Here is a 20,286-nt window from a genome sequence, read left to right as displayed (position 1 = left end):
TTCGCACACGGGTCACATTAACCCAATGACGCCCCTGCCCCCAACTTTTGAAAGCTGGTTTTCCAAACGCGGCTGGTCGATTCATCCCCATCAGCAGGCGATGCTGGACCAAACGTCAGCGCCTGCATTGCTGCTGATTGCGCCCACGGGCGGTGGTAAAACCTTGGCGGGTTTCCTGCCTTCACTGCTGGAACTCGCAGACGGGCAGCACAAAGGCCTCCACACCCTCTATGTCTCACCTCTCAAGGCGCTTGCCGCTGACATCAAACGCAACCTGCGTACCCCGGTTGATGAAATGGACCTGCCGATCCGCATCGAAGATCGCACCGGCGACACCTCTTACACGCAAAAGCGCCGTCAACGTGCTGATCCGCCTCATATCTTGCTGACAACCCCTGAATCGCTCGCGCTGCTGACCAGCTATGAAGACGCGCCGCGCATCTTCAAAGGGCTGCAACGCATCATCGTCGATGAAATCCACGCGCTCGCCGAAAGTAAACGCGGGGATCAATTGATGCTGGCCGTCAGCCGATTGCAAACGCTCGCCCCCGATCTGCGACGGGTCGGACTGTCGGCCACGGTCGAAGACCCCGATGCCATCGCAGCAGAACTTGCCCGTCACCCCGACCCTTGCGCAATCATCAACGCAGACCCCGGGCCGGACCCGGACATTTCCATGCTGATCACACAGGAAAAGCCGCCCTGGACAGGCGGCGGTGCAAATTATGCGATCCCTGCTGTGCTGGACGAGGTCAAGAAACACAACACCACGCTGATCTTTCACAACACCCGCGCGCAGGCCGAGATTTTCTTTCACAACCTTTGGCTCGCAAACACCGATGACCTGCCCATTGGCATCCACCACGGCAGCCTCGCCCGCGAACAGCGCGAAAAGGTCGAGGCAGCGATGGTCGCCGGTGATCTGCGCGCCATCGTCTGCACAGGCTCGCTTGATCTGGGCATCGACTGGGGGGACGTTGATCTGGTCGTGCAAGTCGGTGCGCCCAAAAACGTCAAGCGCTTGGTCCAGCGGATCGGGCGGGCGAACCATCGCTACAACGCGCCCTCCAAGGCCTTGCTTGTTCCGGCGAACCGCTTTGAGGTTGTCGAATGTGTCGCCGCGCTGGAAGCGGTAAAAGAACATGATCTGGATGGCGACCCCAAAGGCCCCGGACCCCGCGATGTTCTGTGTCAGCATATCCTGATCACCGCCTGTGCGGGGCCATTTGATGCCGATCAGCTCTACCGCGAAATCAAAGCGGTCGGCGCCTACCGCACCCTGTCGCGCGCCGCTTTCGATGACTGTCTCGACTTCTGCGCCACCGGCGGCTATGCCCTGCGCGCCTATGACAAATGGAAACGGCTGCTGCAAACGGCCGATGGCATGTGGCAGTTACGCGACCCGCGTGCGGCGCAGCGCATCCGTATGAACATCGGCACGATCCAAGACACCGACACGCTGAAGGTGCGCCTGAAAGGCAATTTCAAGCCGCTAGGCGAAGTCGAAGAGGCCTTTGCCGCGACACTCACTCCCGGCGATACCTTTCTGATCGGTGGGCAGGTTGTGCGCTATGAAAACCTGAAGGAAATGACGGTTCAAGTATCACGCCGCGCCGATAAAAAGCCAAAAATCGCGACCTTCATGGGCACAAAGTTCGCCAACTCAACGCAGCTTTCACAACGCATATTGCGCATGTTCGACCAACCCGACTGGCCAAACCTGCCCGCGCATACCGCCGAATGGCTGAGGCTCCAGCGGCAATTTTCAAAACTGCCCGAGGCCGACCGCATCCTTGTTGAAAGCTTCCCCCACGAAGGACGCCACCACATCTGCGTCTACGGCTTTGCCGGGCGCAACGCGATGCAGACGCTGGGCATGTTGCTGACACAGCGGATGGAAGAACTCGGATTGCATCCGCTTGGCTTTGTCGCGACCGACTATGCAACGCTTGTCTGGGGGTTGGACCCGGTCCACGACCCTGCCCCATTGTTGGAGCCTGACAACATGCGCGCTGATTTTGAAACTTGGCTGTCAGGCAATGCGGTGATGAAGAAAACGTTCCGCGGTGCCGCGACCATTGCAGGCCTGATCGAGCGGAACCTGCCGCAAGCCCGCAAAAGCGGGCGACAAGCCACGTTTTCGTCGGACATCCTGTACGACACGTTGTCCAAATACGACCCCGATCACCTGATGCTGCGGATCACCCGCGAAGAGGCGATGCGTGGGCTGGTCGACTTTGGGCGGATCGAAGAAATGCTGGCGCGCACGGCAGGCCGCATCGACCATGTGATCCTTGATCGTGTTACCCCGCTTTCGCTGCCGATGTTTCTTGAACAAGGCCGGATTGCCGTGGCGGGCGCAGGACAGGACCGCATCTTGGAGGAAGAAGCAGCGCGCCTGATGCAAGAGGCCGGTGTCAGCGCACTTTGAGGCTTGATCTGCGCAACTGCTTAGCCCAAGAACAGAGCATGAACGCCTACACATTCTCATTATGCAAAACCCAATGCATCGCATTGCCGTCAGGTGCACTGCATTTGCCCGCACATGATGTCTTATGCGTCTCAGACCTGCATTTGGGCAAATCCGAACGGATCGCACGGCGCAGCGGCGTGATGCTGCCGCCTTACGAAGTGCAGGACACACTGCAAAAACTGGAAACCGATATTGCGGCGACCAAGCCCAGCCAGATCATCTGCCTTGGGGACAGCTTTGATGATCTTGATGCCGCAGCAAGCCTTGATGACGATATGCGGCTTTGGTTGGCGCGATTGCAAGCAGGCAAAAGCTGGGTTTGGATTGAGGGCAACCACGACCCCGGCCCGATTGACATGGGTGGCACGCATCTGGGCGAGATCACCATCGGCACCCTGACGTTGCGGCACATCGCCAGTGCAGCCACCGCCGAGGTGTCAGGCCACTATCACCCCAAGCACCGGGTGACGGGGCGCAGCCAACCTGCTTTCCTATTGGACCATGAACGCATGATTATGCCCGCTTATGGCGCCTATACCGGGGGCCTTGCCAGTCATTCCAAGGACATCCGCAGGCTGTTCAATGGGCCAATCATGGCTATCCTGACCGGGCACAAGGCGATCCCAGTACCGGTGTCCTAGGCGGTCAAACCCTCGGGCTCAGCCAAACCATTCGCGCGGCAGCAGGCCGTCAGGGTGTTGGCCAGCAAACACGCAATGGTCATGGGCCCCACACCACCTGGGACAGGCGTGATCGCACCGGCGACAGCCGCGCAACTGTCATAGTCGCAATCGCCAACCAACCGCGTGCCACCTTCGGGCTTTTCGATCCGATTGATGCCCACATCAATCACCGTCGCACCGGGCTTGATCCAATCACCCGTCACCATCTGCGCACGGCCAACTGCCGCCACAACGATATCGGCCTGGCGCACAACATCGGGCAAATCCTTGGTGCGGCTATGGGCGATTGTGACCGTGCAGCTATCACCCAGCAAAAGCTGGGCCATCGGTTTGCCAACGATATTGGAGCGGCCAATAACAACCGCATTCATGCCTGACAAAGACCCGTGATGATCACGCAGCATCATCAGGCTGCCTAAAGGAGTGCAAGGGACCATGCTTTTCTGCCCAGTCCCCAAAAGCCCGACATTGGAGATATGGAAGCCATCCACATCTTTCGCGGGATCAATGCTGTTGATGACCAGATCGCTATCAAGATGGTCCGGCAACGGCAGTTGCACCAGAATGCCATGCACTGCAGGGTCATTGTTCAACTGCGCAATCACAGCCAGCAAATCAGCCTCGGAGGTGTCAACATCCAGCTTATGCTCGAAAGAGGCCATGCCAACTTCAACCGTCATCTTGCCTTTGGAGCGGACATAGACCTGACTGGCGGGGTCTTCACCCACCAAGACGACAGCCAGACCGGGGGTGATCCCCTGCTCTTCTTTCAGCTTGGCCACACCTTCGCCAACCAGCCCACGCACGCGTGCGGCAAAGGCTTTTCCATCAATCACTGTCGCTGTCATTGTCATCTTCTCATGTTCAAAAATACCTCCGCCGGAGGCATCGGGAGGGTGGGCGGGGCGATGACGCAGTCAAGCGTCGCCCCGCCCGATCCATTAAAACAGGCCTTCAATCTCACCTGCATCATTCAGCATGATCTGCTCGGCTGATGGCACACGCGGCAGACCGGGCATCGTCATGATCTCACCGCAGATCGCAACGATAAAACCAGCACCCGCGCTCAGGCGGACCTCACGGACCGGCACGGAAAACCCGGTTGGTGCACCGCGCAGCGTGGGATCAGTCGTAAAGCTGTATTGCGTCTTGGCCATACAGACCGGCAGATGGCCATAACCCTGCTCTTCCCAGGTTTTCAGCTGATCGCGGATCTTGCTATCCGCAATGACTTCATCGGCGCGGTAGATCTTCTTGGCAATCGTATTGATCTTATCGAAAAGGCTCATGTCATCAGGATAGATCGGTGCGAAATCAGCTTTACCCGCATCCGCAATCTCCGCCACGCGTGTCGCAAGCTCTTTCGTGCCTTCCGAGCCCAGCGCCCAATGCTTGCACAGGATCGCTTCAGACCCTTGGGTTTCAACATAGGCCTTCACAGCCGCCACTTCGGCATCCGTATCTGTCACGAAATGGTTAATGGCAACGACAACCGGCACACCGAAGGATTTGACGTTCTCGATATGACGACCAAGGTTCGGGCACCCGGCGTTCACAGCATCCACATTCTCAGCACCTAGATCAGCCTTGGCCACACCACCATTCATTTTCATCGCACGCACAGTGGCGACAACCACAACGCAGGACGGCGCAAGGCCCGCTTTACGGCATTTGATGTTCATGAACTTCTCGGCACCCAAATCAGCACCGAAGCCAGCCTCGGTCACAACATAGTCCGCCAGTTTCAGCGCAGTCGTGGTTGCGGTGACAGAGTTGCAGCCGTGGGCAATGTTCGCGAAAGGGCCGCCATGGACGAAGGCCGGGTTGTTCTCAAGCGTCTGCACAAGGTTTGGCTGCATCGCATCTTTCAGCAGCACGGTCATTGCACCGTCGGCTTTGATATCACGGCAATAAACCGGGCTACGATCACGACGGTAGGCCACGATGATATCGCCAAGGCGCTTTTGCAGGTCATCGAGGTTCCGCGCAAGGCAGAGGATCGCCATGACTTCGGACGCCACCGTAATATCAAACCCGGCTTCGCGCGGGAAACCGTTGGCTACACCACCCAGGGATGCCGTGATCTGACGTAAGGCCCGGTCGTTCATATCCAGCACGCGGCGCCACGCGACGCGGCGGATGTCAATCTCAAGCGCGTTGCCCCAATAGATATGGTTGTCAATCATCGCAGACAACAGGTTGTGCGCGGATGTGATGGCGTGAAAATCACCCGTAAAGTGCAGGTTCATGTCTTCCATCGGCACGACCTGGGCATAACCCCCGCCAGCAGCACCACCCTTCATACCAAAGCATGGTCCAAGCGAAGCTTCACGAATGCAGATCGCAGCCTTTTTGCCAATCGCGTTCAGGCCATCGCCCAAACCGACGGTCGTCGTTGTTTTGCCTTCGCCCGCAGGCGTTGGGTTGATGGCGGTCACAAGGATCAGCTTGCCATCTGTGCGGTCTTGCACGCTGTCGATCAGGCGCTGGCTGACCTTGGCCTTGTCATGGCCATAGGGCAGCAGATCATCGCTCTCAATGCCCAGCTTTGCGCCGATTTCTTGGATCGGACGCTTTTGTGCGCCGCGCGCGATCTCGATATCAGACTTATATTCCATGAAAAACTTCCCTGAGCGTTGGCATTGCCATTCTTGTTCAACACCGCTTCTAGCGGGTGAATACCATCGCATGCACCGTGATTGCGACATTTTCGCCGTCGGAATCGTCGGTCTGCGGCAGGACTGTTTCGGATGGGAAACCTAAGGCTGCCATGCGCGTTGGTCAGGAATGTGCAGTCGTATGGCATCACCCACATGGATATGGCCTTCGCGCTCAACCCAGGCTGTGACCCCGCGTTTGCCTTTGGCGGCCGCTTTGAACTTATCCCCTGCGCCAGGGTGCGCTGTGTTGATTGGCTTTGCAGGCAGGTGGCAAGGGTGGTTTTCCATATCAACAACCAGCGTCGCCCCATCGGGCAGTTGCAGCCGGGACGAAGGTGGTAGATGCGTGAAGTCCGGTATGCCCTTGATGACCAGTGAGGCACCGACCAAGGTTGGGTCCAGTGCATCCAAACCGCAATCCGCCGCGATTTCGGCAAGTTCTTCAGAAGACACAATAGAGAGTTGGCGGACGTTGCGGATTTCCGTGTTGCGCGCATGCTGACTGGTGACCCGGGCGCAAGAGAGCCGGGTCAATCCGCCATGCGCCTCACCCGGCATGCCAGCATAGGTCAGCTGCGCCTCTTGCGCCGGGCGAGATCGCAAAGATGCATCGCGGTCGGGCACATGGCCGACCCATACCACCTCGCCTGTGATTTCGGTTGGAACAAGTGCGGGCATGGGGCGTCTCCTAAAAGCGTTTGTGGATGCTTAAAACGCCAGTCGGACGGCCGCAATGCAACTATCGTTTCAACCAGCAAACCCATAACGAAAAACGCCGCCTCAAGAGGCGGCGTTTTTGAAACATTTTACGTAGACGGTTCCGGTTCCATCCCGCCATCATCCGAGGCGCGTGGTTTTTTCGGCTTCGTCTTTGGGATCGCCGTGACCGAAGGCGTACCACCGGATGGCGGCGTGTCATCGGCGTCGTCGCCCACATGCGGCGGCTCACCCGCCATCACGCGTTTGATTTCGTCACCAGTCAGCGTTTCATACTCAAGCAGACCTTGGGCCAAACGATCGAACTCTTCATACTTTTCAGTAATGATTTGATGCGCGCGATCATAACCCTGCTGGATAAAGCTGCGCACTTCTTCCTCGATCAACTCTTTGGTGTTGGCGGAAACGGAAAGACCGGCGGTGTTACCGGAATAACCTTCATGCGCCTCCGAATAGTCAATGTTGCCGACTTTGTCTGACATACCCCAACGCAGGATCATCGCACGCGCCAACTGGCTGGCTTGCTGAATATCACCTGCAGGGCCGTTGCTGACCTGATCTTCACCGTATTTGATGACCTCAGCCGCTTTACCCGCCATTGTCATAGCAAGGCGCTGGTGGCATTCGTCTTTGAACATATTCAGGCGGTCCATCTCAGGCAGGCTCATCACCATGCCAAGTGCGCCACCGCGTGGAATGATCGTGGCCTTATAAACCGGGTCGCATTTCGGCAGGCTGATGCCCACAATCGCGTGGCCAGCCTCGTGATAGGCGGTCATTTCCTTTTGCTCGGCGGTCATGACCATTGACCGACGCTCGGCCCCCATCATCACCTTGTCCTTGGCGCTTTCAAAGTCGAGCATCGTGACAAAGCGACGGCCAATGCGGGCTGCCATCAAAGCAGCCTCATTCACAAGGTTCGCCAGATCAGCACCCGAGAAACCGGGCGAGCCGCGTGCAATGATGCGCAGATCAACATCGGGACCCAGTGGGATTTTGCGCGCATGCACGCCCAAAATCTTTTCGCGGCCTTTGATATCTGGGTTCGGCACAGTCACCTGACGGTCAAAACGGCCCGGACGCAGCAGCGCAGGGTCAAGCACGTCACGACGGTTTGTGGCCGCGACGATAATCACACCTTCGTTGGCTTCAAAACCATCCATCTCGACCAGCAGTTGGTTCAACGTCTGCTCGCGTTCATCATTACCGCCGCCGTAACCGGCACCACGGGACCGCCCAACAGCGTCAATCTCGTCAATAAAGACGATGCATGGCGCGTTCTTTTTGGCTTGTTCAAACATATCGCGGACACGGGATGCACCCACACCAACGAACATTTCAACAAAGTCAGAACCCGAAATCGTGAAGAACGGCACACCTGCTTCGCCAGCGATTGCCCGCGCAAGCAGTGTTTTACCAGTACCCGGAGGACCCACAAGCAGCGCGCCTTTCGGAATTTTACCACCGAGTCGCGAGAATTTCTGCGGGTTGCGCAGGAATTCAACGATCTCTTCCAGCTCTTCCTTTGCTTCATCAATACCGGCCACATCATCAAATGTGACGCGCCCGTGCTTTTCAGTCAGCAATTTCGCGCGCGATTTGCCAAAGCCCATCGCACCACCTTTGCCACCACCTTGCATCCGGTTCATGAAGTATATCCAGACACCGATCAAAAGCAGGAAGGGCAGCAAGCTAAGCAGGAACGACTGGAACGCCGATGTTTCCTGACTGCGCGCCTCAACCGGGACGTCTGAATCAATCAAAAGCTGCGTGATTTCAGCATCTTGTGGCATAATCGTTGAATAGGTACGACCGCCTTCGGCAAAGCGTACATTCTCACCATCAATCACCACATCGGTGACGCGGCCACCTTCGACGGCCTCAACAAATTCAGAGTAGCTGCGCGCCTCACTGTTTGTTGTGCCCGGCGGGCTGCTAAATAGGTTGAAAAGCGCCAGTACCATAAGGAACAGGACGACCCAAAAGACCATGTTACGCGCGTTGCCCAAGGGGAAAACTCCTTTGAAATGGGGAAGTGGAGCGACAGAGTCGCATCACAAGCGTTTGTGCTAAAATAGAGGTTAAACCTTAATCTTCAATGGCAAACGCCGAGGAATGAAAATCCGCGACAATCCGCGCGGACCAACCGCCCGGCAAACCCGCCAATGGGGCCGCCAGAAGTGTATCGGCATTCCAAACAGACGGCGATGCCAAAAGCGATACGCGCGGCATACCACTATCGCGCCAGTTAGGGCAGGCTTTGATACCATCGCCAAGGGCTTTGTACGTCAGGTGATCCGCAAGCGGGCCTTCCAAAAGCCAACGACGATCCCAAAATACGCCGGTGGCATTGACACGATGCGCCGCAGGCCGCGTGACCGCATTAGTCGCCGCAGCCTCACGGGTCATGCGCACCATGTTATTCTGATCAGAGGATAGAAGACAGCCTCCTAAGGTCACGGTCGCCCCGTTTTGCGCCTTTGCAACCGTCTCAAGCATTTGTTCAAAACGTGGGCGATAGGCCTTGCCCCCCACCCATGAAAAAGCAGCGGCCATCACCCGGCGCGGGGCATCCGCCTTTTTCAGATCAACGGCGGCGGGCGCAAAAATCAGATCGCCCGCGTCTTGCCGGATGTGTTCTTTGGCAAACTGATGCGCTGCGGCCTGCAAGGACTTATGCGCCGCCTGCATGTGGTCTATCGTTTGCAGCAGTCGTTTACGGGTCAGGCCAAGCGTTTCAAGCTGGGTAAACATCTGCCGCGCACGCACCCGGTCAAAGCGCGGGTCTTCGTTGCTGGGATCATCGCACCAGTTGATCTGCTCAGCGCGCAGCCAATCACGTAAATCCGCACGCGCGATGCCCAGCATAGGGCGCAACACGCGCAGACCATTCCGATTGGTCAGCGGATACATCGCAGTCAAACCATCAATGCCAGAGCCGCGGGCCAGACGCATGAGCACAGTTTCAACCTGATCGTCCTCGGTATGGCCCAGCCAGACCTCGCGCATGTTGTACATCATGGCCCAGTCGTAAATGGCACCCCATCGTCCAGCGCGCGCGGCGGCCTGCAGGTTGCCTTGCCCATCCCACTCCCAGCGCGTCACCGTATGATGCAGACCAAGTTTCGCGGCTTGCGCGGCAACCAATGCAATCTCATCCTTGGCCTCTGGGCGCAGCCCGTGATCAATGGTGATAACACGCAGGTGCTTTGGGCTGCGCAACCGTACCGCCAATTGCATCAACGCAATGGAGTCCCCGCCCCCCGACACAGAAAGGCCGATAAGGTCCTCGGGGCCTGCCCCAGATGCATTTGCGGCTTTTTGGAACCGTGCGGTAACGTCGGCCAAGGTGCCCTTTACTGGCATCCCAACGCTTGCATTTCGGTTTGCGCGTCCTGAACAGTCGGGTTGCCGGGGAAACGCACATTCACTTCGGCCAAGGTCAGGCAGGCATCTTGGGTCTGACCGATCTTGCCAAGGGACGAGCCTAACTTAAACAACGCGTCAGGTGCCTTTGGACCAGTTGGATCACCGGAAAACGCTTCTAGATACGCGCGTGCGGCATCGGTCGTTTCGCCCAAAGCCTCAAGCGCTTCACCGCGGAGGTAATTCGCGTCAGACGTCAGCGGGCTACCCGGGTAGGTCGTGACAAAGGCCGCAAGCTGGTCAGCGGCGCTGCGAAAGTCACCGGCAGCGAGCGCCCCCTGCGCCCGCTCAATGTCTGTTTGTTCGCCAATCGCAAGGGCTGGACCATCAGTCGGAGCGACCGGCGCAGGGTTGCCTGCAACCGGACCTGCTGCAATACCACCAAGCGGCGTATCATCCAGCGTGCCAATGTCACAGCCTTCTTCCAGCTCGCACAAACGGAAGTTCAGATCACCGATGCGGTTGCCAGCATCAACCGTGATGCTGTTGACCCGAAACTCAAGTTCTTCGGATTTGGAAGTCAGGCGCTGCAACTCTGCTTCAATCGCGTTCAGCCGATCCAACGGCGTGTTGCCGACAATACCGGCATTCAGCCCGCCAGTCGTTGACAGTTCACGTTTCAGCCGCTGCACATCAACAAAAAGCACCGTTAATTGTTGTCGGATGTCGGCCAAGGTTTCTTCCTGCGCTACGGCAGGAAGAGGCGACAACAAAAGGGCACAAACAACGGCGATACGATGCAACATGGGCGTTCCTTACCTCTTGATCAGCTTGTAATCGCTGAGAATGAAAGAACCGTAACGGCCCGGCGGTTCTGCGCATAACAGCTTTCCTCGGAACAGATAGCAATCGGGCGCTCTTTTCCAAAGCTGGTGACTTGCAGACGACCCACAGGCACACCGCGCGACACAAGATATTCGCGCACAGCATTCGCCCGGCGCTGACCAAGGGCGAGGTTGTATTCACGCGTGCCCTGCTCATCCGCGTGACCTTCGATCACGGCGCGATAATCGGCGTTTGTCAGCAGCCACTGGGCCTGAGCATCAAGGATCGTCTGACCCTCGGGTGTGATGGTCGAGGTATCAACCGCAAAGAGAACGCGATCACCGATGGTCTGGTTAAAGAAAAGTGGGCTTGCCGGATCACTGGCAGAACCTGCCACACCAGCCCCAAGGCCGCCATTTGCACCAGCGCCATCTGCGCCTGCACCGCCGCCAAACCGGTCAGGGTCCGTACAGGCGGCCGTGGCCAGTACCAAAAGCATCACCGCCGCTTTTTTTGTAAGTGTCATAGGTTTTCATCCTGTTTATTGACTGCTCTGTTTTCTTTGTACCTTAGCACGGCTTTTACGATTAGGGAATCACACATCATTACGGTTGCAACGGTCCCCATGACGGGTCGGATGCGCCACCCTGAAGTGGGACCGCCTTCAGGTTCCGGCCAGAGATATCGACCGAATACATTGACGATGTACCACCGGCGCCTTGGGTCTCGCGGCTGAACATAATGACACGTCCATTGGGTGACCATGTGGGCCCTTCATCAAGGAAGGATGAGGTCAGCAAACGCTCTTCTGACCCGTCCGTCCGCATGACACCAATATGGAAACGGCCTGCGTTTTGCTTGGTGAACGCCACCAAATCACCGCGCGGCGACCACACAGGCGTGCCATAGCGGCCTTGTCCGAATGAAATCCGGCGCGCCTCACCCCCGTTAGCGGACATGATGTACAGTTGCTGGTTCCCGGACCGGTCACTTTCAAAGACGATCTGCGTGCCATCGGGTGACAGGCTGGGCGCTGTTTCGATGGACGGCGCGGACGTCAGGCGGACATGCTGCCCGCTTGAAAGATCGGTGCGGTAAATGTCTGTGTTGCCGCCATTCGACAGGCTGTAGATGACCTGCCGGCCATCACGCGAAAAGCGCGGGCTGAACGCCATCTCACCTGGTGCAGTCTGCAACTGCTGACGACCTACGTTGGCCACGTTGAGCACGTTGATGCGGGGGAAACCACTCTCAAAGCTGGTATAAAGTACGCGGTCGCCATTGGGCGAAAAGCGCGGGGCAAGCACGATGTTGCTGCTGTCGGTCAGGAACTGCACGTTCGCACCATCAAAATCCATCACGGCAAGACGTTTCTGGCGGTTGTCCTTGGGCCCACTTTCCGAGACGAAGACGACACGGCTGTCAAAGTAACCACCCTCGCCGGTGATCCGGCTATAAACAGCATCGGCGACCTTATGACCCATCCGCCGCCATCCGGCGACAGTACCTGCAAATTGCAGACCCTGCCCCAGCTCTTGGCCCGAAAACACATCATAAAGGCGGAATTTCACAGTGAGCTGATCGCCATTCACGGTAACAGCACCCACGATCAATGCCTGCGCATTGATCGCACGCCAGTCGGGAAAGGCGACAGGTTGTGCAAATGAGCTGACCTGGCTGATGAACGCCGTCGCAGGCACCTCGCGGAAAAGACCGGTTCCGGCCAAATCCTGCACCACCAGGCGCGAAATATCGGCGGCGGCCTGTTGGGCGGCGGGTGTTTCGGCCTCAAAACTGGGGACCGCGAAGGTGATCGGTTCGATCACACCGTCGGTAATCGTAATGCGCAACGGCCCGCCTTGCGCAAACACCGGCCCGGCCAGCATCAAAGTCACCAGAACTGCCAAAATTCGTTTCATCATCTTTGCCTCACTAAGCCTGTCCGGGTTCTTTCCCGAAACGTGCACTGTCTTTTCTCGTTATAGCAGGGGGAAAAAACCATTTCACCTCACCTACGCGTGTCTTTGCCTATCTCAAACGCATGCCACTGGGATCAAAGGTAATCACAATGTCCTTCCACTGGTCGTATTTATCTGCGGGCAGCTGATAGCCGCCCGACTGACAGCGCAAGATCGCGCGGCGCGCGGCCTCGAACGCTGTATTGGTCGCACTTTGATCGCCGTCCGAGGACAGCAGGCGCACTTCGTTACCCTGTACGCGGCCTTCGCGGTCCAGGCTGAACCCGACCTCGACAGTTACGCGCGCCGCCACGGAACCGGGATCAACATTCCAGCAGCGGTTCACTGCAACGCGAAAACTGTCACGCTCTCCGTCTGTCATGGGGGGACCAGCAGCGACCGCAGGTGCCTCTTGCGTGGCACCCAATGCTGCCTCAAGCGCTGCGGCCACATCCTCTTCGCTTGCCTCAGGCTCTGCTTGCGCTGGTGCAGGCTCTTCTTGTGCGCTCGCCGTTTCGACCGGAGGCGCGGGGCGGCTGGGCCGTGTTGATGGGCGAACCGACGTTGACGGTGCCAGATCCTCAATCACGATCTCTGTTGTCGTCTCTTCAGGCGCTGTTGGCTCCTGTTCCTCTTCAACAACTTCTGCCTCGGCACTGTCATCCGGCACGACCTCATCGCGCACCACGTCATCAATGTTCGCATCCGGCGGCGGCGGCGCGTTGATCTCAGACGCGACTGTCGGGGCTTGCGGCGGTGTCGGCGTCTCACTGACATCCACATCGGGTGTGGGCGGCGGGGCGACAGGCGGTGCAGGCTCAACAGGCGGCACATCTGTCACCTCGGTCTCTGGCGGTGCCGGAGGTGGTGCAGGCGGAGGTGCTTCGCTTTCGGGTGGCTCAACCGGTTCCGGCGGAGGTGCCGTCTGCGTTGGCTCCTCCTGTGCGGGCGGCGGCGGCGGCGCATCATTAATCACTGGCGGCACAGGTGCGGTCGGATCCGCATCACCCGGTTCCGGCGTCGTGCGCGCCGTCATCTGCTCAAACTCTTCACCAGAGATCACCGAGACATCAAACGTCTGGATTTCCAACGGCTCAGAGGTCAGGCCCCAGCCGACAATCAGCCAGCCGATCAGCCCGACATGGCCAACCCCTGAAATGATGGTGCCCGGCGTTGCCATAATCTATCCGTCAGCGCCGCCTGTTGCGGGCGGGGCGATATCGGTCACCAACCCAATGTCCGAAAACCCACCGGCATTCAATAAGCCCATGATTTGCGCGACACGGTTCCAGTCATTGCGACCATCGGCACGCAGAAAAATCTTGTCGCTGGTCCGTTCGGCGGCAATCGCCTGCAAACGCGCGACAAGCTCGGCTTCGGTCGTGTCGGTTTCCTGGATCATCACGCGACCATCATCGGTGATTGTCACGGTCAGCGGCTCTTCATCATCGCCGGGCAAAGCAGTTGCGGATGTTTCGGGCAGCTCTACGGGCACACCCACAATCGACAAGGGGGCAGCCACCATAAAGATGATCAAGAGCACCATCATGACATCCACAAACGGGGTCACGTTGATCTCTGACATCGGCTTGCCGCGACGCGATTTACGGCGGCGGCGTCTGCCCCCGTCATCGCCTGAATTCATCACTCCGGCACCCATGATCAGCTATCCAACTGGCGGCTGAGGATGGTTGCGAACTCATCGGCAAAGGCTTCATACCCGCTGACGATCTGATCGCTATCCGACGAAAATTTGTTATAGTAGATCACGGCTGGAATAGCGGCCAAAAGGCCAAGGCCAGTGGCCAAAAGCGCCTCGGCAATGCCGGGTGCGACAACAGCAAGGTTGGTTGTCTGCGCCTCGGCAATCTCGATAAACGCGTTCATGATGCCCCAGACAGTGCCGAACAGGCCCACGAAAGGTGCGGTCGATCCGACCGTGGCCAGAATGGGCAACCCCTTTTGCAGGTGCGAAGCCTGCTTGGCGATCGCGACATCCATTGAGCGGTCAATCCGGGCAGTCGCACCGGCGATCAATCCGCCGTCTTGCCTGTGTGACCTGCGCCATTCCAACATACCGGCGGCAAAAATCTTTTCTGATTGCCCTTCGGGATCTGCGCCGATCTGATCAAAAAGCGCATCAAGCGGCTCACCTGACCAAAACGAGCGGTCAAAAACATCGGCCTCGGCCCGCGCTTTACGGTACTGAATGGTTTTGTCGATGATCACGGCCCAGCACCAGATAGACGCTGCGATCAGCATGATCATGACGATTTTTACGGTAATTGTCGCGCGCGCGAATAACGCCCACATTGTGAATTCGTGTGCTGCTTCCATGTGCCTGCTCTGCCTGTAGGCCCGATTTTGGGCTCTGATTACAGATAAGCGTATCGCATCACCACGCAGAAATCCAACCAAACCCGCATCACATCTGCGAAAACGGGGGTTTTTAGTGGATAGGGCGGCGGATCACTGCCGGCAGACGGGCCACCGCGCCTTCGGTAGTCATGCAAATGATGGTCACGATGGCCGAGAACAAAAGCGTATCACCACGCATGACATCTTGTTTGACGACCAAGCGTGCACCGGACCCGGGCTCCATCGTCGTTTCGACACTCAGCTCATCATCGTAGTTTGCGGGCAACAAATAATCCGCTTCGACCCGGCGCACTGCAAACACCAGTCCATCTGCCTTCATCTGCACCTGATCAATCCCAAGTTCGCGCACCCATTCACTGCGCGCACGCTCAATGAACTTCAGGTAGTTGGCATAATAAACGATGCCCGCCAGATCGGTGTCTTCATAATAAACGCGAATGGGAAAACGGTGACTCATGAAACTGGCCTTATTCTGGCGGCCAATCGCAGAGCATGACTCGCGTCCTGCGCAGACACAGGCATCACCGGATCATAAGCTGCGCGAATGACATCCGCGATCTCAGGGCGTAACACGGCATTGCCCTCGACCAAAGCCAATGGCGGCTGATCTTGAAATGCTGTATCCGACCACAGCAAGATTGTCTGAACGGCCTGGCTCAACGCCAAAGTATCGGCGGCCACCGATGCCAAATGTTCGTCCATACGCAAGAACACAAAAGCAGCGCGAATGGCCCCCGCCTCGTCAAACCGGAATATGCGGTATTGATTAGCATCCGCCTGCTTGAGCTTAGCAACCAAAGGCACCAGATCAGGCACCAATTGATCCAAATTTGGCACTTCGGGCAATTCATCCCAATCTTCACAAAAGAAGATCATCAGGTTCACACCCAACTCAGGATCAGTTTCCGCCATGTGATGCGAGGCAAGACTGACAACAGCCTCAATCGCGCCCTTAAAGACGGCCAGCGATGCGTCATCCACACCAAAGACAACAGGCACAATCGGCCGCCCCCAACGCGCAAAGACATAAGCCCCATCCGCACGGGTAAAGAGTTGCACCACCTTTTGACTTTCTTCGTCCATTCAAACTTCCGCCGGAGGCAATCCCGTCTTCTCACCCAAATAAATCTGTCCGCGATTTTGGTGCATCCAGCCCCAAATGCGCCCAAGCGTCCTGCGCCAGCATACGACCACGCGGGGTGCGCTGGATCAGGCCCTTCTGCAACAGATAGGGCTCAATCACATCTTCCAGGCTATCGCGGCTTTCGGACAAAGCAGCCGAAAGCGTTTCAACGCCAACAGGACCCCCACCATAGCTTTCGGCAATCAATCGCAGATAGCGACGGTCCGCATTATCAAGCCCAAGATGGTCAACGCCAAGCCGGGTAAGCGCCAGATCTGCGATGCCTTGCGTGACCGTGCCATCACCTTCGACAATCGCAAAATCCACGACGCGGCGCAGCAAACGCCCCGCGATACGCGGCGTGCCACGGGCGCGGCGGGCAATTTCGCGCGCACCATCCGGTGATGCCGGGGCACCCATCAGACGGGCACCACGGGTGACGATCTCATGCAGCTCATCCTCGGTATAGAATTCCAGCCGGGTTGGGATGCCAAAACGGTCACGCAGGGGCGTTGTCAGCAACCCCATCCGGGTGGTCGCACCAACAAGCGTAAAGGGCTGCAATTCAATCCTTACCGTCCGCGCCGCGGGACCTTCACCGATCACCAAATCAAGCTCAAAATCTTCCAGCGCGGGATAAAGCACCTCTTCCACCGCCGGGTTCAGCCGATGAATTTCGTCAATGAACAACACATCGCGCGCTTCGAGATTGGTCAGGATCGCCGCCAGATCACCCGCTTTGGCCAGCACCGGGCCCGAGGTCATGCGAAAGTTCACCCCCAACTCGCGCGCCATGATCTGCGCCAGTGTGGTCTTCCCCAAACCGGGAGGGCCATGAAACAGCGTATGATCCATCGCTTCACCGCGCCGCCGTGCGCTTTCAATAAACACCGACAGATTGGCGCGGGCCGCCTGCTGACCGATGAACGCATCCAGCGTCTGCGGCCGCAGCGCGCGGTCTTCATCTTCTGGCCGTGGGTCTGGGCGTAAGGTGGGGTCAGGTTGGTCCATGACGCACCCCTACCCTTTTGGTGCCAGCAACTTCAAGGCAGCGCGGATCAGCGCGGATGTATCCGCGTCAGGTGCCGCGCCTGCGGCTTCTGCCACAGCGCTCGCAGCTTCGCCGGGGGCATAGCCGAGGTTTCCGAGGGCCGAGAGTGCTTCTGCGGATGCTGCATTTGCTTGCGGGGGTGGCGCACGCCGCACAGGCTCTGGCATCTCTGCCTCAATCACCGCGTCGCCTTGCGCCTCTGCGACCGACCCGCCCATCGCCATCACACCGGGCGCTTTGTCTTTCAACTCTATCGTAACCCGCTGCGCGGTTTTTGGGCCCACGCCTTTCGCCTTTGCCAGCGCATTCCAGTCGCCCAGCGCAATCGCGCGGCTGACGCCATCAGCCCCAAGCGTGCCAAGGATCGCCATTGAAGCTTTTGCCCCGATCCCCTGAACAGACATCAGCAAACGATGCCACTCCTTTTCGACCAACGTCGTAAAGCCAAAGAGTTGCAGATTGTCTTCGCGCACCAAAAGGTCAGTAAACAAAGCGACAGCCTCACCGTTTCGGGGCAGCCCGGCCATGACGCGATCTGACACATAGACGATGTATCCGATACCGCGCACATCAATCAGCACGTGATCGGTGCTGCGGTACTCCAGCCGCCCTGCAATCTTGCCTATCATGCGGTGGCCTTCGCCAACGCTGCGGCAAGGCTACCGGCGGACTGGACGTGGAAGGAATGACAAATCGCAATGGCAAGCGCATCTGCGGCATCGGGTCCGGCAAGTTGCACGCCCGGCAATTGTACTTTGACCATATGGGCGACCTGAGTCTTGTCCGCATGCCCCACACCAACGACGGCCTTTTTGACAGCGTTGGGCGCGTATTCACCAACCACCAGCCCCGCCTGCGCAGGCACCAGCATCGCGATGCCGCGGGCCTGACCCAACTTCAGCGTCCCGGCGCCGTCTTTGTTGACAAAGGTTTGCTCGACCGCAGCGGCTTGTGGTTGATATTGGACCAGAACAGCGGTGAGTTGTTCGTGCAGTGACAACAGCCGTGAGGCCAGATCATCACCCGTGGACCGGCAAATGCCATTGGCGACATGGGCAATGCGGGGTCCCGAAACCTCGATCACGCCCCAACCCATGTTCCGCAGACCCGGATCAATCCCTAAAACACGCATCGCTCGCCTCTTTTTATTGTTCTCTTAACCTCGCTAGCACAAAAGGCGAACAAAGACCAAGTCTGTTGGTTTTGGGGTGATGCAGCCCAAAACGCATAGCCATAATCAAAATACGTCATTCGAGCGCCTGAAATCGACCTTATTAACCCTTTGTAAATCAAGGGTTTGCGGCGAAATCCGCACAAAAATGAGGCATGCTGAAAACGCATATGAGCCTTGCCAAAATGGCACTAGCCACCGTGCCTTTTCCCTCCTACATGCGCCTCATGAGATCAACGCTGCACGCGCAGCACAATATATAGGAATACGGCCATGGCCTCTTTTGACACCAACCGCACCGCTGCTGGCCTCTCCGCTGGCAAGACTTCTTTCTTCGCAACCATGATTGCATCTTTCGCAGCGTGGAACGATGCGCGTATCACACGCAACTCACTGTCCAAGCTTTCGGCACGTGAGCTGGACGATATCGGCCTGTCCTATGGCGACATCGACAAGATTGCGACACGCAACGTTCGCTGAATTGACAGCACACCAAAAAGCGAAAGGCCGCGTTCTTGATGAACGCGGCCTTTTCGTTTGTCGGTTGTTATATCTTACTGCGGCAGAACTGTCGCGATCCCACCAGCAACAATCGTAGTCACCGGGTCGGGCTGCATGACCCAGGCACCTGCCTGCTCAAGCACAGTGCCACCTTGCAGTGTTGCAACACGCTCAGCATAGCCAGCTTCGCCAAGATAGGCGAAAAGGAATCCCTTAAAGAGGAAACCAAGCATCAAAACAACGATCAGCCCTTTAAGCGGGAAGCGCGGCTTATAAAGGCGCGGCTTTGCAACGATCAGGCCGTCAGACGTGACAGTACGCACAACGCCGTTCGCCATCTTGTCGTGACGCCGAACAATGCGCTTTAATCTTTTATCAAATGGGACGTTGGCTTGCACCGTGGCACCCTCCAGGAAACTTTCACAAATTTATTGACCCAAGATCACCAAAAAAGCGTGTCAGAACAAGATAATTCTCAAACAACCCTGTGGAATCACCCCGCGATCGGTGCCTTTTTGCCTAAAGTGAGTGTGGTCCAGTCAACAATGACGCGCTTTTCGTGTAGATTGAACCCGTTTTGTTGATAAACCGCGATCACCTCATCTGCCTGCTCATTCAGGATTCCCGAGAGAATCGCATAACCACCTTGGGCCGTCTGCATGCCAATATCCGGCGCCAACCCGATCAACGGCGCCTTCAGAATGTTGGCGAATACAAGGTCGTAAGGGCCGTTATTTTTCAGCGCTTGGGCGTCAAATCCAGCTGCCACGACACAGGTCACCCGACCTTCCAACCCGTTACCGACAACATTGGCTTGCGCCACATCTACCGCAACGGGATCAATGTCACTGGCTAAAACAGAATTGGGCAGAACCTTGGCGGCCGCCATGGCCAAAACTGCCGTGCCGCAACCGACATCCAGAACCTTGCCTTCAGAAAACCCGGCGTTCAGCAATGCGTCAAACGCCTCCAGACAGCCCTTCGTGGTGCCGTGGTGGCCGGTGCCAAAAGCCATTGCCGCGTCAATCAACAGTGGGATCTTATCAGCAGGCACCCGATCTGCGTCATGGCTGCCGTAGACAAAAAACCGCCCTGCCTCGACCGGGGCCAATTCACGCTGGACCTTGGAAACCCAATCCTGATCGGGAATGTCGGATATGTTGAAAGGCTTCGCCTTATGCAATGCGGACAGAACAGCAAGCGCGCCGGCATCCGGTCGGTCCATGAAATAGGCCGCGACTTCCCAAAGCCCTGACCCATCTTCAATCTCGAAAACGCCGACGCCGGTAGGTTCGGGTGTCAGGTCTTCTATCGCATCCGCCAGTTGATATGCCGCGTCTTCACCCCTGATCGTTGTCAAAGCCGAATAGGTTATCATG

At 57.5% G+C, this 20,286-nt stretch carries 21 protein-coding genes; 3 read left to right on the top strand and 18 right to left on the bottom strand.

Going from position 1 to position 20,286, the window contains the following annotated elements; translation table 11 throughout:
• Positions 1 to 25: 25 nt before the first annotated feature.
• Both MWU60_RS07125 and pdeM read left to right on the top strand, forming a co-directional pair.
• Complete coding sequence (locus MWU60_RS07125) at positions 26 to 2,431, top strand: ligase-associated DNA damage response DEXH box helicase (protein WP_247226555.1); 2,406 nt, start codon at positions 26 to 28, stop codon at positions 2,429 to 2,431.
• Positions 2,432 to 2,469: 38 nt separating this feature from the next.
• Positions 2,470 to 3,114, top strand: a complete 645-nt coding sequence (gene pdeM / locus MWU60_RS07120) for a ligase-associated DNA damage response endonuclease PdeM (protein WP_247226554.1) — start codon at positions 2,470 to 2,472, stop codon at positions 3,112 to 3,114.
• Here the strand turns inward: pdeM and folD are convergent.
• From folD to ruvC, 16 genes are all read right to left on the bottom strand, one after another.
• A complete protein-coding gene (gene folD / locus MWU60_RS07115; RefSeq protein WP_247226867.1) occupies positions 3,111 to 4,004 on the bottom strand; it encodes a bifunctional methylenetetrahydrofolate dehydrogenase/methenyltetrahydrofolate cyclohydrolase FolD in 894 nt (297 codons plus the stop codon). The two genes, pdeM and folD, sit on opposite strands and share 4 nt — an antisense overlap.
• Positions 4,005 to 4,097: 93 nt before the next feature.
• Positions 4,098 to 5,774: a formate--tetrahydrofolate ligase gene (locus tag MWU60_RS07110; RefSeq protein ID WP_247226553.1), complete on the bottom strand. Its 1,677-nt coding sequence runs from the start codon at positions 5,772 to 5,774 to the stop codon at positions 4,098 to 4,100.
• A 141-nt stretch (positions 5,775 to 5,915) separates the two neighbouring features.
• Positions 5,916 to 6,494, bottom strand: coding sequence for an MOSC domain-containing protein (locus MWU60_RS07105; RefSeq protein WP_247226552.1), 579 nt, complete (start codon positions 6,492 to 6,494; stop codon positions 5,916 to 5,918).
• Between the two features lie 128 nt (positions 6,495 to 6,622).
• On the bottom strand, positions 6,623 to 8,524 hold the full coding sequence (gene ftsH, locus MWU60_RS07100; RefSeq protein WP_247226866.1) for an ATP-dependent zinc metalloprotease FtsH: 1,902 nt from the start codon (positions 8,522 to 8,524) through the stop codon (positions 6,623 to 6,625).
• A gap of 97 nt (positions 8,525 to 8,621) precedes the next feature.
• Positions 8,622 to 9,899 carry a tRNA lysidine(34) synthetase TilS gene (gene tilS, locus MWU60_RS07095; protein ID WP_247226551.1) on the bottom strand — a complete coding sequence of 426 codons (1,278 nt, stop codon included), beginning with the start codon at positions 9,897 to 9,899 and terminating at the stop codon, positions 8,622 to 8,624.
• Positions 9,890 to 10,705: a tol-pal system protein YbgF gene (gene ybgF / locus MWU60_RS07090; RefSeq protein ID WP_247226550.1), complete on the bottom strand. Its 816-nt coding sequence runs from the start codon at positions 10,703 to 10,705 to the stop codon at positions 9,890 to 9,892. The genes tilS and ybgF overlap by 10 nt, the downstream gene beginning before the upstream one ends.
• 20 nt (positions 10,706 to 10,725) lie before the next feature.
• Positions 10,726 to 11,250, bottom strand: a complete 525-nt coding sequence (gene pal / locus MWU60_RS07085; RefSeq protein WP_247226549.1) for a peptidoglycan-associated lipoprotein Pal — start codon at positions 11,248 to 11,250, stop codon at positions 10,726 to 10,728.
• Between the two features lie 79 nt (positions 11,251 to 11,329).
• Entirely contained in the window at positions 11,330 to 12,646 is a 1,317-nt protein-coding gene (gene tolB / locus MWU60_RS07080) for a Tol-Pal system beta propeller repeat protein TolB (protein WP_247226548.1), read from the bottom strand.
• A gap of 106 nt (positions 12,647 to 12,752) precedes the next feature.
• Entirely contained in the window at positions 12,753 to 13,862 is a 1,110-nt protein-coding gene (locus tag MWU60_RS07075; RefSeq protein WP_247226547.1) for a cell envelope integrity protein TolA, read from the bottom strand.
• 3 nt (positions 13,863 to 13,865) lie between these two features.
• Positions 13,866 to 14,342 carry an ExbD/TolR family protein gene (locus MWU60_RS07070; protein ID WP_247226546.1) on the bottom strand — a complete coding sequence of 159 codons (477 nt, stop codon included), beginning with the start codon at positions 14,340 to 14,342 and terminating at the stop codon, positions 13,866 to 13,868.
• A 2-nt stretch (positions 14,343 to 14,344) separates the two neighbouring features.
• Positions 14,345 to 15,019, bottom strand: coding sequence for a protein TolQ (gene tolQ / locus MWU60_RS07065; RefSeq protein WP_247226545.1), 675 nt, complete (start codon positions 15,017 to 15,019; stop codon positions 14,345 to 14,347).
• Between the two features lie 112 nt (positions 15,020 to 15,131).
• Positions 15,132 to 15,518 carry a tol-pal system-associated acyl-CoA thioesterase gene (ybgC, locus tag MWU60_RS07060; protein ID WP_247226544.1) on the bottom strand — a complete coding sequence of 129 codons (387 nt, stop codon included), beginning with the start codon at positions 15,516 to 15,518 and terminating at the stop codon, positions 15,132 to 15,134.
• Positions 15,515 to 16,144 carry a hypothetical protein gene (locus MWU60_RS07055; RefSeq protein ID WP_247226543.1) on the bottom strand — a complete coding sequence of 210 codons (630 nt, stop codon included), beginning with the start codon at positions 16,142 to 16,144 and terminating at the stop codon, positions 15,515 to 15,517. The genes ybgC and MWU60_RS07055 overlap by 4 nt, the downstream gene beginning before the upstream one ends.
• Before the next feature lie 31 nt (positions 16,145 to 16,175).
• Complete coding sequence (ruvB, locus tag MWU60_RS07050; protein WP_247226542.1) at positions 16,176 to 17,195, bottom strand: Holliday junction branch migration DNA helicase RuvB; 1,020 nt, start codon at positions 17,193 to 17,195, stop codon at positions 16,176 to 16,178.
• A 9-nt stretch (positions 17,196 to 17,204) separates the two neighbouring features.
• Positions 17,205 to 17,864 carry a Holliday junction branch migration protein RuvA gene (gene ruvA / locus MWU60_RS07045; protein WP_247226541.1) on the bottom strand — a complete coding sequence of 220 codons (660 nt, stop codon included), beginning with the start codon at positions 17,862 to 17,864 and terminating at the stop codon, positions 17,205 to 17,207.
• Positions 17,861 to 18,367 (bottom strand): crossover junction endodeoxyribonuclease RuvC, encoded by a 507-nt coding sequence (ruvC, locus tag MWU60_RS07040; protein ID WP_247226540.1) that lies wholly within the window; start codon positions 18,365 to 18,367, stop codon positions 17,861 to 17,863. The genes ruvA and ruvC overlap by 4 nt, the downstream gene beginning before the upstream one ends.
• A 312-nt stretch (positions 18,368 to 18,679) precedes the next feature.
• Here ruvC and MWU60_RS07035 point away from each other — a divergent pair, with 312 nt between their 5' ends.
• Positions 18,680 to 18,886, top strand: coding sequence for a DUF1127 domain-containing protein (locus MWU60_RS07035; RefSeq protein WP_247226539.1), 207 nt, complete (start codon positions 18,680 to 18,682; stop codon positions 18,884 to 18,886).
• A 74-nt stretch (positions 18,887 to 18,960) separates the two neighbouring features.
• On the opposite strand, the gene MWU60_RS07030 is transcribed toward MWU60_RS07035, so the two are convergent.
• Together MWU60_RS07030 and MWU60_RS07025 are read right to left on the bottom strand one after the other, a co-directional pair.
• Entirely contained in the window at positions 18,961 to 19,245 is a 285-nt protein-coding gene (locus MWU60_RS07030) for a hypothetical protein (protein WP_247226538.1), read from the bottom strand.
• 155 nt (positions 19,246 to 19,400) lie between these two features.
• Positions 19,401 to 20,285 (bottom strand): 50S ribosomal protein L11 methyltransferase, encoded by an 885-nt coding sequence (locus MWU60_RS07025; protein ID WP_247226537.1) that lies wholly within the window; start codon positions 20,283 to 20,285, stop codon positions 19,401 to 19,403.
• Position 20,286: the final 1 nt, after the last annotated feature.

Origin of the sequence: Yoonia sp. F2084L, assembly GCF_023015625.1 — a bacterium.
Classification (GTDB): Bacteria; Pseudomonadota; Alphaproteobacteria; order Rhodobacterales; family Rhodobacteraceae; genus Yoonia.
The sequence above is the reverse complement of the archived record's forward strand: the minus strand, read 5'-3'. Positions and strand labels throughout refer to the sequence as shown.

Bases quoted from the DNA above. Each gene is read 5' to 3' on its own strand.
- MWU60_RS07125 (WP_247226555.1), top strand. From the start codon at position 26: ATGACGCCCCTGCCCCCAACTTTTGAAAGCTGGTTTTCCAAACGCGGC.
- pdeM (WP_247226554.1), top strand. From the start codon at position 2,470: ATGAACGCCTACACATTCTCATTATGCAAAACCCAATGCATCGCATTG.
- folD (WP_247226867.1), bottom strand. From the start codon at position 4,004: ATGACAGCGACAGTGATTGATGGAAAAGCCTTTGCCGCACGCGTGCGT.
- MWU60_RS07110 (WP_247226553.1), bottom strand. From the start codon at position 5,774: ATGGAATATAAGTCTGATATCGAGATCGCGCGCGGCGCACAAAAGCGT.
- MWU60_RS07105 (WP_247226552.1), bottom strand. From the start codon at position 6,494: ATGCCCGCACTTGTTCCAACCGAAATCACAGGCGAGGTGGTATGGGTC.
- ftsH (WP_247226866.1), bottom strand. From the start codon at position 8,524: ATGGTCTTTTGGGTCGTCCTGTTCCTTATGGTACTGGCGCTTTTCAAC.
- tilS (WP_247226551.1), bottom strand. From the start codon at position 9,899: ATGCCAGTAAAGGGCACCTTGGCCGACGTTACCGCACGGTTCCAAAAA.
- ybgF (WP_247226550.1), bottom strand. From the start codon at position 10,705: ATGTTGCATCGTATCGCCGTTGTTTGTGCCCTTTTGTTGTCGCCTCTT.
- pal (WP_247226549.1), bottom strand. From the start codon at position 11,250: ATGACACTTACAAAAAAAGCGGCGGTGATGCTTTTGGTACTGGCCACG.
- tolB (WP_247226548.1), bottom strand. From the start codon at position 12,646: ATGATGAAACGAATTTTGGCAGTTCTGGTGACTTTGATGCTGGCCGGG.
- MWU60_RS07075 (WP_247226547.1), bottom strand. From the start codon at position 13,862: ATGGCAACGCCGGGCACCATCATTTCAGGGGTTGGCCATGTCGGGCTG.
- MWU60_RS07070 (WP_247226546.1), bottom strand. From the start codon at position 14,342: ATGGGTGCCGGAGTGATGAATTCAGGCGATGACGGGGGCAGACGCCGC.
- tolQ (WP_247226545.1), bottom strand. From the start codon at position 15,019: ATGGAAGCAGCACACGAATTCACAATGTGGGCGTTATTCGCGCGCGCG.
- ybgC (WP_247226544.1), bottom strand. From the start codon at position 15,518: ATGAGTCACCGTTTTCCCATTCGCGTTTATTATGAAGACACCGATCTG.
- MWU60_RS07055 (WP_247226543.1), bottom strand. From the start codon at position 16,144: ATGGACGAAGAAAGTCAAAAGGTGGTGCAACTCTTTACCCGTGCGGAT.
- ruvB (WP_247226542.1), bottom strand. From the start codon at position 17,195: ATGGACCAACCTGACCCCACCTTACGCCCAGACCCACGGCCAGAAGAT.
- ruvA (WP_247226541.1), bottom strand. From the start codon at position 17,864: ATGATAGGCAAGATTGCAGGGCGGCTGGAGTACCGCAGCACCGATCAC.
- ruvC (WP_247226540.1), bottom strand. From the start codon at position 18,367: ATGCGTGTTTTAGGGATTGATCCGGGTCTGCGGAACATGGGTTGGGGC.
- MWU60_RS07035 (WP_247226539.1), top strand. From the start codon at position 18,680: ATGGCCTCTTTTGACACCAACCGCACCGCTGCTGGCCTCTCCGCTGGC.
- MWU60_RS07030 (WP_247226538.1), bottom strand. From the start codon at position 19,245: ATGGCGAACGGCGTTGTGCGTACTGTCACGTCTGACGGCCTGATCGTT.
- MWU60_RS07025 (WP_247226537.1), bottom strand. From the start codon at position 20,285: ATGATAACCTATTCGGCTTTGACAACGATCAGGGGTGAAGACGCGGCA.